Consider the following 14,331-nt stretch of genomic DNA (forward strand, 5'->3'; position numbering starts at 1 on the left):
ATCCGCTCATAATGCACGGGCCTTAGCCAGAGGGCCGGTATCCACTTCTACCCCTAACACATTTGTCCTTTTCCCTACCTATTGGTTTGACCCCTTATGAAAGCAAATGCTATAGCACTGTCCCTGCCTTCCCCTTAAAAGGGGAACACCACTGCCGGTGCAACTTGAAGCAACGTTAATAAGGGGTAAAGGAAGATGCAAGTCCTTCATCTGCCCACCCGCACACATTTTGACCCCTTATCTAAGCAACTGCCATCGCACTGTCCCTGCCTTCCCCTTAAAAGGGGAAAACTACTGCCGGTGCAACTTGCACTGCCGTTAATAAGGGGTAAAGGAAGATGCAAGTCCTTCATCTGCCCACCCGTACACATTTTGACCCCTTATCTAAGCAACTGCCACAGCACGGTCCCAGCCTTCCCCTTAAAAGAGGAACAATACTGCCGGTGAAATTTACACTGCTGTTAATAAGGGTTAAAACAATAGACAGATTTTTACTACCTTCCCTTTAATGAACCCTGTTACCCAACTTTGCCGTTTGCTTCGTAACAATCAAACCCTTTCCGAAAAGCTTCTTTGGTATGAATTGCGTCGTCGTAATATTAATAACCAGAAGTTTTTACGCCAGTACCCTATTTTTGTAGTTAATGGTTTCGGAAGGAGGTCATTTTATATCGCTGATTTTTATTGTGATGTTTTAAAATTAGTTATCGAAGTTGATGGCCCTATCCATTTGCAAAAGAAAGATTATGATGCAAATCGAGACCTGGTAATGCAGGGGCTTGGTTTAACCATATTGCGCTTTACTGATGACGAGGTAAAGAAAGATCTTGGAAGCGTTGTAAATAAAATTGCTAATCACTTATAAATTCTTTCTCTTAACTTTGATTTAGCTTTTTACTGCCTTATAAACATGAGCGAGAACCAATTTAACCGCCCAATACGTGTATTAGTTGCCAAAGTAGGCCTGGACGGGCACGACCGCGGGGCACGCATTATTGCCACCACCCTGCGCGATGCCGGCATGGAGGTGATATACACCGGCCTGCGCCAAACGCCCGAAATGGTGGTTAACACCGCCCTGCAGGAGGATGTGGACGCTATTGGCATCTCTATACTTTCTGGCGCGCACATGACGGTTTTCCCCAAGGTGATGGCTTTGATAAAAGAGAAAAAGATGGATGATGTACTGCTTACCGGCGGCGGCATTATCCCTGCTGATGATATGGCAGAACTGAAAAAGATCGGCGTGGGCGAACTGTTCCCCCCGGGAACCAGCACTGCCGATATTGTAACTTACATTACCAACTGGGTACATACCAACCGCAATTTTTAACCATCAAAATCATGGCATTCGAAAACATCCTTGTTCAAAATAAAGGGCGCATCCAATACATTATCATCAATCGCGAAAGCAAACTAAACGCGCTAAACAAGATCACCCTTTATGAGTTGCACGAAGCCTTAACAGATGCTTTTAAAAACAACGCCATCGGTGGTATCATCATTACCGGTGCTGGCACCAAAGCATTTGTTGCCGGTGCCGATATTTCTGAATTTGCAGACCTGGATGTAAAAGGCGGCACCGACCTTGCCCGCACCGGCCAATCTAACGTGTTTGATGTAATTGCTAACGGCAACAAACCTGTAATAGCCGCTATTAATGGATTCGCGTTAGGTGGTGGTTTAGAATTGGCCATGGCTTGCCATATCCGTGTAGCGTCTGATAATGCCAAAATGGGCCTGCCCGAGGTTACTTTAGGTTTGATACCGGGTTATGGCGGGACGCAACGTTTAACCCAACTGGTTGGCCGCGGCAAAGCGCTTGAACTGATCATGACCGCCGATATGCTTACCGCTGCAGAGGCGCTGCAAGCAGGCTTGGTAAACCACGTAGTGTTCCAGGATGACCTTTTGCAAAAGGCCGAGGAGATCATGAATAAGATACTTACCCGCGCGCCTCTTGCGCTGGCATCAGCCATAAAAACCGTTAATGATTTTGGCACCGAGTGTATCAACGGTTTCGAGACCGAGATCCGCGAGTTTGGTAAATGTTTCGGCACCGAAGATTTTAAGGAAGGTGTAGCTGCTTTTATGGAAAAACGCAAGGCCGATTTTAAAGGAAAATAATGTTGATGGTGCGGTATGCAAAAGCTTATCATCATAGAAGCCCCTACCAACTTAGGGTTAAAACAACTAAACGCGGTTGAACCCGGCGTTAACAAACTGCCCCGCTGGCTAAAACAGCATGGCCTTTATAATGCATTACAGCCACAAAACATTTTCCATGTTGCTGCCCCGCCCTACCGTGTGGAACTTGACGAAGAATCGGGCGTGCTCAATGCCGATGCTATTGTGGCTTATTCAAAAAAATTATCTGCAGAGATCACAGCGGCACTAACAGCAAAACAATTTCCGTTGGTGATAGGTGGTGATTGTAGTATTTTAATAGGTTGCGCGCTTGGCTTAAAAAGCCTTGGTAACTACGGCCTTTTCTTTTTAGACGGCCATACCGATTATGTAACCCCTGCCTTTTCTGAAACCAAAGCCGTAGCCGGTATGGATCTTGCCATAGTAAGCGGTAACGGGCCGGATAAACTCACCAATATCAATTCCCTCCACCCCTATTTTGAACAAGCGAATGTTTTTGCTGTAGGCAACCGTTGCCTGGAAGATGATTATGTAAATCTTATCACTAATAGCAATGTCAATTATTACCCGTTGCACGCAGTTCGTAAACAGGGCATCAATAACATCGTATCACAGTTTTTAGAAAAGACTGCCCATCTCAATGGCTTTTGGATTCACCTTGATCTGGATGTTTTAGAAAATGAGGTAATGCCTTGTGTCGATTCGCCACAACCTGGTGGGTTAACTTATCCCGAACTATTTGCTCTTCTTTCCCCCCTCTTTCGCTCGCCAAAAGTCGCGGGAATAAATATCACCATTCTTGATCCAAATCTCGACCCCGAGGGTATTTACACAAGCAATTTCATCAAGTATTTCGTGACACTTTTTGGGGTATAAAACTACCGGATCACCGGCCTCTAAATTTCAAGCCTTTCTTCTAAAAATAACTATTTCATCTGAATTTCATTCGTTTCTGGGCCGTATGACACTATTCTGACCAAATAAAGCAAAAAGTCAAAAATTAAAATACTGTTAATCAATCGATTGAATTAACGTGACAATAGGATGAAAAATCAGTGCCGGTTTCATGCTTTACTTTGCCCCGTGCTAAACAAAAAGCACATAATCTAATATCATAATATCATGAAAAGTACATTAAAAATCGCAACATTAGTTTTAGCCTTCGCCGGATTATCATTCGCCGCTAAAGCCCAAACAACAACTTCTACTTCTACAAGCACTACTACTAAAAGCGGCATACGCTATAGCATCGGTGTTGATGCAGGCATCCCTGTGGGCGACCTTAAAGACACCCACAAATGGAACCTTGGTGGTTCGGTACAGGCCGATATCCCGGTAGCAAGCCAGGTATTCGTAACTATTAATGCTGGTTACAACAACATTTTTGGTAAAAAAGATGTAGGCGGTGTTGCCGGTGTTGACGTTACAGATATTAAATTATTGCCGGTTAAAGCGGGTATCAAGTTCTTCCCTGTTCAAAATTTCTACATCCAGGGTGAAGCAGGTGCAGCGTTCTTGTTAAATAGCAACGATACATACCACGACAAATCTGTAGCGTTTGTTTACGCGCCGCAAATTGGTGTTCAATTCCCGGTTAGTGCAAACGGTAACTTTATTGATGCCGGTGTACGTTACGAGGCTACCACCAAATTCAACAGCGCTGTTGATAACAGCAAACCAAGCTTTGTAGGTGTGCGGGTTGCTTACGGTTTCTAAAGCCCTAAACATCTACCTATAAAACAATAAAAAAAGGAGGCTTATGGCCTCCTTTTTTTATGCAAAAGCCATTTTGGATATACTATCAATTATAATTCTGATAACTTAGCAAATATTTGTAATTTAACCTGCAAATACATTTACCTGTACACACGTATACTGCTATGAAGAAAATACTCATCATTGATGATGAAGTTAACGTAGGAATTTTGCTATCAAAATTTTTGGTACGCAATGGCTTTGAGGTAAGTACGGCTGCTAACGGCAGCACCGGTATGGAGTGTTTAAAAAAGGCCGATTTTGACCTGGTACTGTGCGATTTTAGGTTGGAGGATACCGATGGCCGCGAGATGCTTAAAAACATCAAAGCTCTATATCCAAAAACAGGTGTTATTATTATTACCGGCTACTCGGATATTAAGATGGCCGTTGAACTTATCAAGATGGGAGCTTACGATTACATCACCAAGCCCCTCTACCCAGACGAGATCCTAAACACCATTACCAAGGCGATTGAAACCCAGTATGCCTTACAGGAAATGGCCGCTCATGATTACAGCGCCGACAGTAACGGCAAACCGCAGAAAGAAAACAAAAAGCAGATTCTATCCGGCGAGTTTGTAGTAGGTACCAGCCGGGCATCAAAAGAATTATTAAAGCAAATTGAGTTGGTAGCACCAACCAATTACAGCGTAATTATATTAGGCGAAAGCGGTACCGGCAAAGAGTCGGTAGCCAAGAGCATCCACCTGAACAGCCCGCGCCATAACCAACCTTTTGTTGCTATGGATTGTGGGTCGCTTACCAAAGAATTAGCCGCAAGCGAATTTTTTGGGCACGAAAAAGGGTCATTTACCGGCGCTTTATATACCAAAATTGGTCACTTTGAGATGGCCAACGGCGGCACTTTGTTTTTAGATGAAGTTGGCAATTTGTCTTACGAGATCCAGGCGGCATTATTGCGCACCGTACAGGAGCGTAAAGTAAAACGCATAGGCAGTACCAAAGAAATAGACCTTGATGTCCGCATCATCATTGCCACAAACGAAAATTTGCAGGATGGTATCAGCAAAGGCCGTTTCCGCGAGGACCTTTACCACCGCTTTAACGAGTTTAGCATACACATGCCGCCACTGCGCGAGCGTGGCAACGATATTATGATGCTTGCCGAGCATTTTTTAAAAATTGCAAATCAGGAGCTTGACCGCAACGTAACCACTTTTGCCCCAGAGGTAATAGAGTGTTTTATGAACTACCGCTGGCAGGGGAACATCCGCGAGATGAAGAACGTGGTGCGCCGTGCGACTTTGCTAAGCGAAGGCAATGAAGTTACCATGAAAACGCTGCCGCTGGAGATCTCTAATTTTAAAGTATCGGCATACGAGCCCTCAAATCCATCGGCCGCAAACGAGGCCAAAGAGCCAAAGCACGATCTTAAAAATGCAGCCCTTGGTGCCGAGCACGAAACAATTTTAAAGGTGCTGCGCGAGGTAAACTTTAATAAAACCAAGGCTGCCGAAATTTTAAACATCGACCGTAAAACGCTTTACAATAAAATGAAAGCCATCAATCTAAAATAACATGGGCGAGAGCGAACAAAACAAAGCGGTAAGCAACGACGCGATGGATATGCTAAAGCACGACATCAAGAACCAACTCTCTAACATTTACCTTGCTTTAGAGGGGTTACGATACGAGGTGGAAGACAAAGGCGGCGACCTGGAATTATACATGGATAGCATCACACAATCTGCCCAAAAAATAGATAAACTACTGGGCGCCTTTTAACCTAAAATATGCAAGAGCGCTAAAAACTTTTTGGCGCTTTTTTGTTATATATTCGTATCACAATTAGCTTTCCGGGGGTAACAATGTCCATTTTTAATTATAAGCAGCGCAACAACATTATACTGGTGAGTATAATTGTGCTCGGCTGTTTTTTATTGTACGCCCTAAGCGATCTTTTTAGCTCTATACTGGGTGCCATTGTGCTCTTTACCATCTTCCGCCCGTTTTATTTGTATATGACCGAAAAGCGGAAAATTAACAGTGCACTCGCTGCCATTGTCATCATCCTGATATCGCTTATCGTTATCGTGATCCCGTTCCTTTCGTTAAGTATAATGGTGATAGGTAAAATAGGCAGTATCAACCGCGAATCTATCAACATTGATAAATGGACCGAGAAGATAGACGCTTTTACCGCGGCAAACATAAACCAGCCCCACTTTGCAGAAGAAACCCTGCAAAAGCTTGGTGCTTACGCGGCCGATTTGTTCCCTTCATTATTAGGCAGCGCTGCAAGCATTGTACTTACCCTTTTGGTTATGTACTTTTTGCTGTACTTTATGTTTGTGCAGATGCACGCGTTTGAGGTTGGCCTGTTAAAATACGCCCCCTTTCGCGAACAGCATGCCTTAAAATTCGCTACCGAGTTGCGCAACTCTACTTACTCTAACGTTTTAGGGCAGGGGGTTATAGCGCTTACGCAGGGCACATTACTGGCCATGGGTTTTTACGCGTTTGGCATCCCCGATGCTATATTCTGGGGGGTAATAGGCTCGTTCCTGTCTTTCCTGCCGGTGGTTGGTGCGCCAACCATGTGTATACCTGCAAGCGTTATACTTTTTGCAGGCGGGCATAATTTAAAAGGCATTTTACTTTTGGCTTATGGCCTGCTGTTCATTGGCAATGTAGATAACGTGCTGAGGCTCATCATTAACAAACGCATTGGCAATACACATCCTATCATATCCGTTATAGGAGTTTTTATAGGGTTGCCGCTTTTTGGTATTCTTGGCCTGGTTTTTGGACCTGTGTTGCTTTCCTATTTCTTATTATTATTAGAGATTTATGAAACTAACCGTATGGCGGCCGATAGGCTGGAGCGAATACGGCCCGGGCCGGAAATGCAATAAAGCGCCCATATATACCGAGGATAAAAATTTATTTAATAATTAATAAAACAAATATTCAACTTAAAAATTAATACAATATGAACGATAACACAAAAGTGGTTGTCGCCCTACTTGCAGGATTAGCGGCAGGAGCGGCACTGGGAATCTTATTTGCACCAGAAAAAGGTACCGAAACACGCGACAAACTATCTGAATCATTAGCAAACCTTGGCGATTCTATCAAAGAGACTGCTGCTAACGAAATTGATAAGCTGGTAGGCCTTAAAGACAAGGTTGTTGACAACATTAAAACAAAAGTAAAAGGCGCCGAAGCAGAATATCAAGACGACCTGGAACACGCATAATTTACCGTTACGGGCTTATTTAATACGCCGTAACTAATAACACGATATGGAACCCGAAAAAGAACAAGCAACGCGCCCGATTGTCGACCAGATAAAGGATTACGCCGAAACACGTTTTAAACTTATTAAATACGAAGTTATTGAGCGCAGCACCTCCATCATAGCCGATGTTATAATCGAGATCGTAATTATAATAACCGGGGTGCTAACCTTTTTATTCGCAAGTTTTACCCTGGCTTTGTTCCTTGCAGATATACTGCATTCCTACTGGCAGGGGTTTGGCTGCGTGGCGTTACTGTATCTGTTAATTACCGTTTTAGTTATGGTTGCCAAACGTGGTTTTGAGCGCCCAATAATTAACGCGATGATAAGAAAGCTATTTAAATAAGACCATGGAAACACCGATCAGAAATATATTTGAACTACAGGGCGAAATTGGCCGCCTTAAAAATTTAGAGGCTGAGCAGGCTGTTGCTTTAAAGGCGCGCTTTAGCGGCCCGGCTGCTATATTTTCAACTGCAATGTCATTGTTCCCGGGTTCATCAACTATTGACGGGGTTAAAAATGCCGGCTTTTTTCAGCAGGATTTTTTAGGCCTGATATCGCGTTTTGTGCTGCCGTTAGCTTTGAATAAAACCTTGTTCAAACACTCTAACTTTATTGTAAAGACGTTGGTGGGTATCCTTTCGCAAAAGGCATCGCATTATGTTAGTGAAGATAACGTAGTTGGTGTTTGGGATAAAGCAAAGGGCTTATTCAACAACCTTTTCAAAAAGAAAGAAAAGAACGAAACCGAAATATTACTTGATAAAGACGACGTGCCGGCATACCAGGCATATTAAAATAATCATCCTGTTGCGAAACAAGACATTGAAGGGATAAGCTTATATAGTTTATCCCTTTTCTTTTGTTAACCTTTTCTACGAGGGACATACAGATTACCTACTTAAAAATTTATGTACTTTTGCCTTTTTATGGGAAAAGACAAGATAAGGCGCTTCGCCGAAATAGAAACTTTCAGTAATGTATTGCAACTGGATGCCGGCAAACCTTATAAAGGCAACTGGGCTACCGGTTTTTTTAAGAACAACAACCCGGTGGTTTTAGAACTCGCCTGCGGCAAAGGTGAGTACACTGTTAACCTGGCCACCATGTTCCCCGATAAAAACTTTATCGGGATAGATTACAAGGGTAATCGCATTTGGCGCGGCGCAAAAACCGCTACCGAAGATGGGGTGAACAACGTGGCCTTTTTACGCATCCAGATAGAAAACCTGGTTGATTATTTTGCCTCCGGCGAAGTAGACGAGATCTGGATCACCTTCCCCGACCCGCAGCCCCAATTGAGCCGCGAGAAAAAACGCCTCACCTCTCCCCGCTTTTTAGATATGTACCGCATAGTGCTTAAACCGGGCGGTTATATGAACCTAAAAACCGATAATGACCAACTGCATGCTTATACAGCCGAGAAAATAACAGAGCTTAACTTACAGCTGTTCGCTAAAACCGAAGACCTTTACCATTCGGAATATGCGGACGAGGTGCTCTCCATTAAAACCTATTACGAGAAAAAATACCTGCAGCATAATAAAAACATCAACTACCTTAAGTTTACCTTTTAATCCCTGCAATGGCCGACTACAACTTTTTCGATAATGTTTATGATGTGGTCAGACAAATCCCGAAGGGCAGGGTAACATCTTATGGGGCAATCGCGGCATATCTTGGGTCAAAGCAATCATCGCGCATTGTGGGTTATGCCATGATGGCCAGCGGAACCGCCAACCCGCCGGTGCCCGCGCAAAGGGTAGTAAACAAACAGGGTCTGCTAACCGGTAAATTCCATTTTGGAGGCAATACCATGGAACAAATTCTGCAAAACGAAGGCGTTGAGGTGACAGATAACCAGGTGCAAAATTTTAAAGAAATATTTTGGGACCCAGCTATAGAATTGGCGCTTTAACACCATCACTCTTTTTGCTGTAGTTGGTAAAAATCGCTACAATAAGCCAAAATATCTCCAGCGCAGTATGGTTTCGCACGCTCATCATACAGGAAATGGTAGAAGCCGCTACGAGCATCCCGATACTTACCAACAGTTCAATAACCTGGTGCACCCTTAAATCAGACCAATGATTTTAAAGCAGCTGCAACAATTCCATGCGGTTACCAAATGGGTCAACGAAAGCAAAACGGCGGCGGCAGGGTATAATAGGCTCTTCTATAATTTCAACATCATTATCTTTTAGGTACTTGCGGGCAGCATCAACATCTGATACCTCCATCGCCACATGGCGTATGGTGCGCGGCAGGGCAGCTTCCACGCCTATGTGCAACTGTACGTCGCCTATATTTAACCAGTAACCCGGCGACGAAAAAAGATGATCGGGCCTATCAATTAAGTCCAGCCCCAACACTCCGGTGTAAAAGGCTTTTGCTTCTTCCAGCCTTTCGGGCGGTACGCAAACGTGGAAATGGTCAACCCGTTTAAAGCTTATCATTTATTGGTGCTCTGCAAAAGTTAACACGTAGTTGTTGTTATCTAATATCGAAAATTCAGTAGCGCCGTAAAAGGTTGTTTCGAGGCCTTTAAGTACGGTTACTTTATCCTTTATATCTTCAAAAAACGCGTTGATATTTTTCACATTGATATATAATAATAACGACCCACCATCCGTTCGGCTTATTTGCGGCAACTCTTCGGCCAAGCTCTCAAAGGATTGGAACATCATGGTAACCGCGCCGTTTGCCATCATAGCCCACACCAGCTCGTCGCCGGTTTCGGGTACGGTCATGGTTAGTTCAAAGCCTAATATCTTGTAAAAAGATACGGTGGCTTTCATGTCGGTTACAAAAATATTGGGAGATATGCTTTCCATGTGGTTATTTAGTTATGCGGTAAATTTATGATTAATAGCGGCGGATGAAAATAAGTATTTATAAGCAAATCCTTTATGCAAGATGTACAATTGTACTAACGAGACTACTTCGTACCTTACAATGGCGTTTATTATTTAATGTTAAATTTGATGCCTATGCAAACTGCAAACTCAAAACCGCAAAGTGACTTAACTCGCTGCGCCTGGTGTGGTACCGACCCACTTTACATGGAATACCATGATAAAGAGTGGGGCAAAACTGTGCACGACGATGGTGTTTTCTTTGAGTTCCTTACCCTCGAAGCGGCACAGGCGGGTTTAAGCTGGATCACTATTTTGCGCAGGCGCGATGGTTATAGCAAGGCGTTTGCGGGGTTTGATGTAAAAAAGGTGGCGGCCTTTGACGATACTGATAAAGAACGCTTATTAAACGATGCCGGCATCATTCGCAACCGCTTAAAAATAAGTTCGGCTATCAGGAACGCGCAGTTATTTATGGATGTGCAAAAGGAATTTGGCTCGTTTGATACATACCTGTACAGCTTTATGCCAAATGGCAAACCTATTACCGAATATACCGGCCCGCACGTAAGCACACCCGAATCTGACGCGATAAGTAAGGACATGAAAAAACGCGGTTTTAAATTTTTCGGCACTACTATTTGTTATGCCTTTATGCAGGCCACAGGGATGGTTAACGACCACGTGCCAAACTGTTCGTTCAGGTAAATAATAACGAACATCTCGCCCTTAATTTAAAACACGGAAATATTTCACCATTCAATATTCGGCATTCTGTGTTCGATATTAACCTCTTGAAATCGTATTTTTGAAGTTATCGGTGTAATCGATTTAATCGCACCCAAAATCGGTGTAATCAAAAAATTATGAAGAAGCTTTTTCTATTGGATGGTATGGCCCTGATATACCGGGCGCATTTTGCTTTAAGTAAAAACCCGCGTTTTACATCGGGCGGCTTTAATACGTCGGCAGTGATGGGTTTTACAAACACCCTGCTGGAGGTTTTGCGTAAAGAGAAACCCACCCACATGGCCGTGGTTTTTGACACCGATGCACCAACAGAACGCCATACCGATTTTGCAGGTTACAAAGCCCACCGCGAAGCTATGCCCGAAGACCTGAGCAAAGCCCTTCCCTACATTTTTAAAGTAGTACTTGGTTTCAATATCCCGCTCATCACAAGCGATGGTTACGAGGCCGACGACATTATAGGCACCCTTGCCAAAAAAGCCGAAAAGAAAGGGTACCAGGTTTACTGTATGACGCCCGATAAGGATTTTGCGCAGCTGGTATCTGATAATATCCGTGTTTACAAACCTGCCCGTATGGGTAATGATATGGAGATCTGGGGTGTTAAGGAAGTACTAGCCAAATGGGAAATAGAGCGCCCTGAGCAGGTGATAGATATCCTGGGCCTTTGGGGCGATGCCGTAGACGGCATCCCCGGCATCCCCGGCGTAGGCGAAAAAACTGCCAAGCTTTTGATTAAACAATATGGCTCGGTAGAAGAGATCATCGCGCACAGCCATGAACTGAAAGGTAAACTGCGCGAGAACGTGGAGAACTTTGCAGAGCAGGGCCTGATGTCGAAAAAGTTGGCAACCATCAACCTAAACTCACCGGTAGAACTGGACGAGGAAGGGCTGGAAATGTGCGCACCGAGCAAAGATCTGCTTGAGCCACTTTTTGCCGAACTGGAGTTCCGTACGCTGGGCCGCCGTGTATTTGGCGATGATTTCAGTATTACCGAAACCCGCGCTGTGTCTGGGCAAACTGACCTGTTTGGCAATGCTACAGCCGAAGGCCGAACCACCCTTTCTGTAGATGTACAGGATATTTACGAAGCACCCGAGCCGGTTGACATCAAGAACATCAACACGGTTGAGCACGAATATATTTTGGCCGACACCTTTGAGAAACGTGCCGAACTCATCAACATCCTAAAACAACAAAAGCACTTTTGCTTTGATACCGAAACCACTGGTACCGATGCTAACCATTGCGAATTGGTGGGCCTATCCTTTGCTATCAAACATCACCACGGCTGGTACGTACCGGCACCACATGACGAGGCCGAGGCTAAGAAAATAGTTGCCGAGTTTAAACCAGTATTTGAGGACCCCAACATTGGCAAAACCGGGCAGAACCTGAAGTTCGATATCCTGATGCTGAAATGGTATGATGTTGAAATGAAGGGCGATCTGTTTGACACCATGATGGCGCATTACGTGATAGACCCGGATACCCGCCACGGCATGGATATTCTGTCAGAAAATTACCTGCAATACAAACCTGTTTCCATCACCGAACTGATTGGCCCCAAAGGCAAAAACCAGGGCAACATGCGCGATGTGGAAATAGAAAAGATAAAAGATTACGCCGCCGAAGATGCCGATGTTACGCTGCAACTCCGCACCGTATTTGAGCCAAAAATAAAAGAAGTTGAAGCCGAAAACCTGCTGCATAAAATAGAGAACCCGCTGATATATGTACTGGCCGATATTGAGCATGAAGGTGTTAAAATAGACCACGAAACTTTGATAGAATTTTCAAAAGAACTGGAAATAGATATAGCCAAACTGGAGAAAATAGTGTTCGAAAAGGCTGGCGTACGTTTCAACATCGCGTCGCCAAAACAACTGGGCGAGGTATTGTTCGAGAAGTTACTGCTCGACCCTAAAGCCAAAAAAACCAAAACCGGCCAATACCAAACCGGCGAGGATGTGCTTTTAGGCCTTGCTGCTAAAAGCGATATTGTGAGGGATATCTTAGATTTTCGCCAGCTGCAAAAGCTAAAATCAACCTATGTAGACGCTTTGCCTACCATGGTGAACCCGAAAACAGGCCGTGTGCATACCAGCTACAACCAGGCGGTAGCCGCAACCGGGCGTTTAAGTTCCAACAATCCAAACCTGCAAAATATTCCTATCCGTACCGAGCGTGGCCGCGAGGTGAGGAAGGCGTTCATCCCGCGTGATGCCAACCACAGCATCGTATCTGCTGATTATTCGCAGATAGAGCTTCGCATCATCGCCGAGATCAGCAAAGACCCTAACATGCGTCAGGCCTTTATCGATAATATAGATATCCACACCGCTACCGCCGCCAAAGTTTACGGCATAGGAATTGAAGATGTGGATAGCACGCAGCGCCGTAATGCCAAGGCGGTAAACTTCGGGATCATTTACGGGCAGTCGGCATTTGGGTTATCACAAAACTTGGGCATCCCGCGTAAAGAGGCTGCCGAGATCATTGAAAACTATTTTGCCCAGTACCCCGGCATTAAACAATACATGGCCGATACCATGGAATTTGCCCGCCAAAATGGCTACGTAACTACGCTGATGGGCCGCCGCCGTTACTTGCGCGATATTAACAGCGCTAACCAAACCGTACGTGGCTTTGCCGAACGAAATGCCATTAACGCCCCCATCCAGGGTTCGGCTGCAGATATGATCAAGATAGCCATGATCAACATCCACCGCGAGTTTAAAGCACTAAAGCTGGATGCCCGCATGACCATGCAGGTGCATGATGAATTGGTGTTTGATGTGCCCAACCACGAGATAGAAATTGTAAAACCCATCATCCTGGAAAACATGAAAAACGCCATCAAAACCGAGGTACCCATCATGGTAGAGATAGGTACAGGTTCGAATTGGTTGGAGGCACATTAAAGACTTACCTCCACTTTGTCATGCTGAGCGATAGCGAAGTATCTATTAATCGAGCGATGAGTATACACCAGATATATGGAACAACATAATTACTATACATATATCCTTACAAACTATACAAAAAAGGTTTTATATACGGGCATTACGAATGATATTGAGAAGCGCCTATACGAACATTATTTTGGTTTAGGTCAGTCTTATAGTTTTACCTCTAAATACAAATGCTTCTATTTGGTTTGGTATGAAAGGTATCAGTATGTCAATCACGCTATAGAGCGCGAGAAGGAGATAAAAGGATAGACGAGGGCGAAAAAAATAAATTTAATTGAACAAGAAAATACCGCTTGGAAGTTCTTGAATAATGACATAATGGAATGGCCGCCACAAAATACTCATGATGGGCATGATGGCATACTTGCTGGTGATTAGATCCTTCGCTATCGCTCAGGATGACAAATATTAAATTTGGCAGATTTATAGATTATACCTGATAAACTCCCCGCTCTCACCACCTCTACTCCGCTCCCTCCAAAACATCATTAACAATTTCACAATAAACGCTCCGCTCTAATTAGCATTAATGCCGATATTGTAATTAACCCCTATTTCTAATTAAATAATATCACTT

The 14,331-nt window shown here is 44.1% G+C and carries 18 protein-coding genes; 16 read left to right on the forward strand and 2 right to left on the reverse strand.

Annotated features, from left to right (window positions below; genetic code table 11):
• The first annotated feature begins 508 nt into the window (after window positions 1-508).
• The 13 genes from ABIB39_RS01005 to ABIB39_RS01065 all read left to right on the forward strand — a co-directional run bounded on the left by ABIB39_RS01005 (window position 509) and on the right by ABIB39_RS01065 (window position 9,089).
• Window positions 509-865, forward strand: coding sequence for an endonuclease domain-containing protein (locus ABIB39_RS01005; protein ID WP_354426731.1), 357 nt, complete (start codon window positions 509-511; stop codon window positions 863-865).
• Window positions 866-910: 45 nt separating this feature from the next.
• Entirely contained in the window at window positions 911-1,333 is a 423-nt protein-coding gene (locus tag ABIB39_RS01010) for a cobalamin B12-binding domain-containing protein (protein ID WP_067054416.1), read from the forward strand.
• 11 nt (window positions 1,334-1,344) lie between these two features.
• On the forward strand, window positions 1,345-2,127 hold the full coding sequence (locus tag ABIB39_RS01015; protein WP_354426732.1) for an enoyl-CoA hydratase-related protein: 783 nt from the start codon (window positions 1,345-1,347) through the stop codon (window positions 2,125-2,127).
• A 15-nt stretch (window positions 2,128-2,142) separates the two neighbouring features.
• The gene (locus tag ABIB39_RS01020; RefSeq protein ID WP_354426733.1) at window positions 2,143-3,024 is read left to right on the forward strand and encodes an arginase family protein; all 882 of its coding nucleotides are present in this window, start codon (window positions 2,143-2,145) and stop codon (window positions 3,022-3,024) included.
• Between the two features lie 246 nt (window positions 3,025-3,270).
• Window positions 3,271-3,864, forward strand: coding sequence for a hypothetical protein (locus ABIB39_RS01025; protein ID WP_354426734.1), 594 nt, complete (start codon window positions 3,271-3,273; stop codon window positions 3,862-3,864).
• 164 nt (window positions 3,865-4,028) lie between these two features.
• Window positions 4,029-5,444 carry a sigma-54-dependent transcriptional regulator gene (locus ABIB39_RS01030; protein ID WP_354426735.1) on the forward strand — a complete coding sequence of 472 codons (1,416 nt, stop codon included), beginning with the start codon at window positions 4,029-4,031 and terminating at the stop codon, window positions 5,442-5,444.
• A 1-nt stretch (window position 5,445) separates the two neighbouring features.
• Window positions 5,446-5,652: a hypothetical protein gene (locus ABIB39_RS01035; protein ID WP_354426736.1), complete on the forward strand. Its 207-nt coding sequence runs from the start codon at window positions 5,446-5,448 to the stop codon at window positions 5,650-5,652.
• 83 nt (window positions 5,653-5,735) lie between these two features.
• The gene (locus ABIB39_RS01040; RefSeq protein ID WP_354426737.1) at window positions 5,736-6,782 is read left to right on the forward strand and encodes an AI-2E family transporter; all 1,047 of its coding nucleotides are present in this window, start codon (window positions 5,736-5,738) and stop codon (window positions 6,780-6,782) included.
• Window positions 6,783-6,859: 77 nt separating this feature from the next.
• Window positions 6,860-7,126 carry a YtxH domain-containing protein gene (locus tag ABIB39_RS01045; RefSeq protein WP_354426738.1) on the forward strand — a complete coding sequence of 89 codons (267 nt, stop codon included), beginning with the start codon at window positions 6,860-6,862 and terminating at the stop codon, window positions 7,124-7,126.
• 46 nt (window positions 7,127-7,172) lie between these two features.
• Window positions 7,173-7,514 (forward strand): phage holin family protein, encoded by a 342-nt coding sequence (locus tag ABIB39_RS01050; RefSeq protein ID WP_354426739.1) that lies wholly within the window; start codon window positions 7,173-7,175, stop codon window positions 7,512-7,514.
• 4 nt (window positions 7,515-7,518) lie between these two features.
• Window positions 7,519-7,968: a hypothetical protein gene (locus ABIB39_RS01055; RefSeq protein WP_354426740.1), complete on the forward strand. Its 450-nt coding sequence runs from the start codon at window positions 7,519-7,521 to the stop codon at window positions 7,966-7,968.
• Window positions 7,969-8,100: 132 nt separating this feature from the next.
• Window positions 8,101-8,748, forward strand: coding sequence for a tRNA (guanosine(46)-N7)-methyltransferase TrmB (gene trmB / locus ABIB39_RS01060; protein WP_354426741.1), 648 nt, complete (start codon window positions 8,101-8,103; stop codon window positions 8,746-8,748).
• An 8-nt stretch (window positions 8,749-8,756) separates the two neighbouring features.
• A complete protein-coding gene (locus tag ABIB39_RS01065) occupies window positions 8,757-9,089 on the forward strand; it encodes an MGMT family protein (RefSeq protein WP_354426742.1) in 333 nt (110 codons plus the stop codon).
• A 175-nt stretch (window positions 9,090-9,264) separates the two neighbouring features.
• Here the strand turns inward: ABIB39_RS01065 and ABIB39_RS01070 are convergent, their stop codons facing one another.
• Both ABIB39_RS01070 and ABIB39_RS01075 read right to left on the reverse strand, forming a co-directional pair.
• Window positions 9,265-9,627, reverse strand: a complete 363-nt coding sequence (locus ABIB39_RS01070) for a VOC family protein (RefSeq protein WP_354426743.1) — start codon at window positions 9,625-9,627, stop codon at window positions 9,265-9,267.
• Window positions 9,628-10,005, reverse strand: coding sequence for a VOC family protein (locus ABIB39_RS01075; RefSeq protein ID WP_354426744.1), 378 nt, complete (start codon window positions 10,003-10,005; stop codon window positions 9,628-9,630).
• Between the two features lie 156 nt (window positions 10,006-10,161).
• Between ABIB39_RS01075 and ABIB39_RS01080 the strand changes: the two genes are divergently transcribed.
• The 3 genes from ABIB39_RS01080 (at window position 10,162) to ABIB39_RS01090 (ending at window position 14,003) form a co-directional block, all read left to right on the forward strand.
• Window positions 10,162-10,734 (forward strand): DNA-3-methyladenine glycosylase I, encoded by a 573-nt coding sequence (locus tag ABIB39_RS01080; protein ID WP_354426745.1) that lies wholly within the window; start codon window positions 10,162-10,164, stop codon window positions 10,732-10,734.
• A 158-nt stretch (window positions 10,735-10,892) separates the two neighbouring features.
• The gene (gene polA / locus ABIB39_RS01085; protein ID WP_354426746.1) at window positions 10,893-13,703 is read left to right on the forward strand and encodes a DNA polymerase I; all 2,811 of its coding nucleotides are present in this window, start codon (window positions 10,893-10,895) and stop codon (window positions 13,701-13,703) included.
• A gap of 75 nt (window positions 13,704-13,778) precedes the next feature.
• Window positions 13,779-14,003 (forward strand): GIY-YIG nuclease family protein, encoded by a 225-nt coding sequence (locus tag ABIB39_RS01090; RefSeq protein ID WP_354426747.1) that lies wholly within the window; start codon window positions 13,779-13,781, stop codon window positions 14,001-14,003.
• The last annotated feature ends 328 nt before the right edge of the window (window positions 14,004-14,331 follow it).

This window comes from Mucilaginibacter sp. UYP27, from assembly GCF_040547175.1.
GTDB lineage: Bacteria > Bacteroidota > Bacteroidia > Sphingobacteriales > Sphingobacteriaceae > Mucilaginibacter.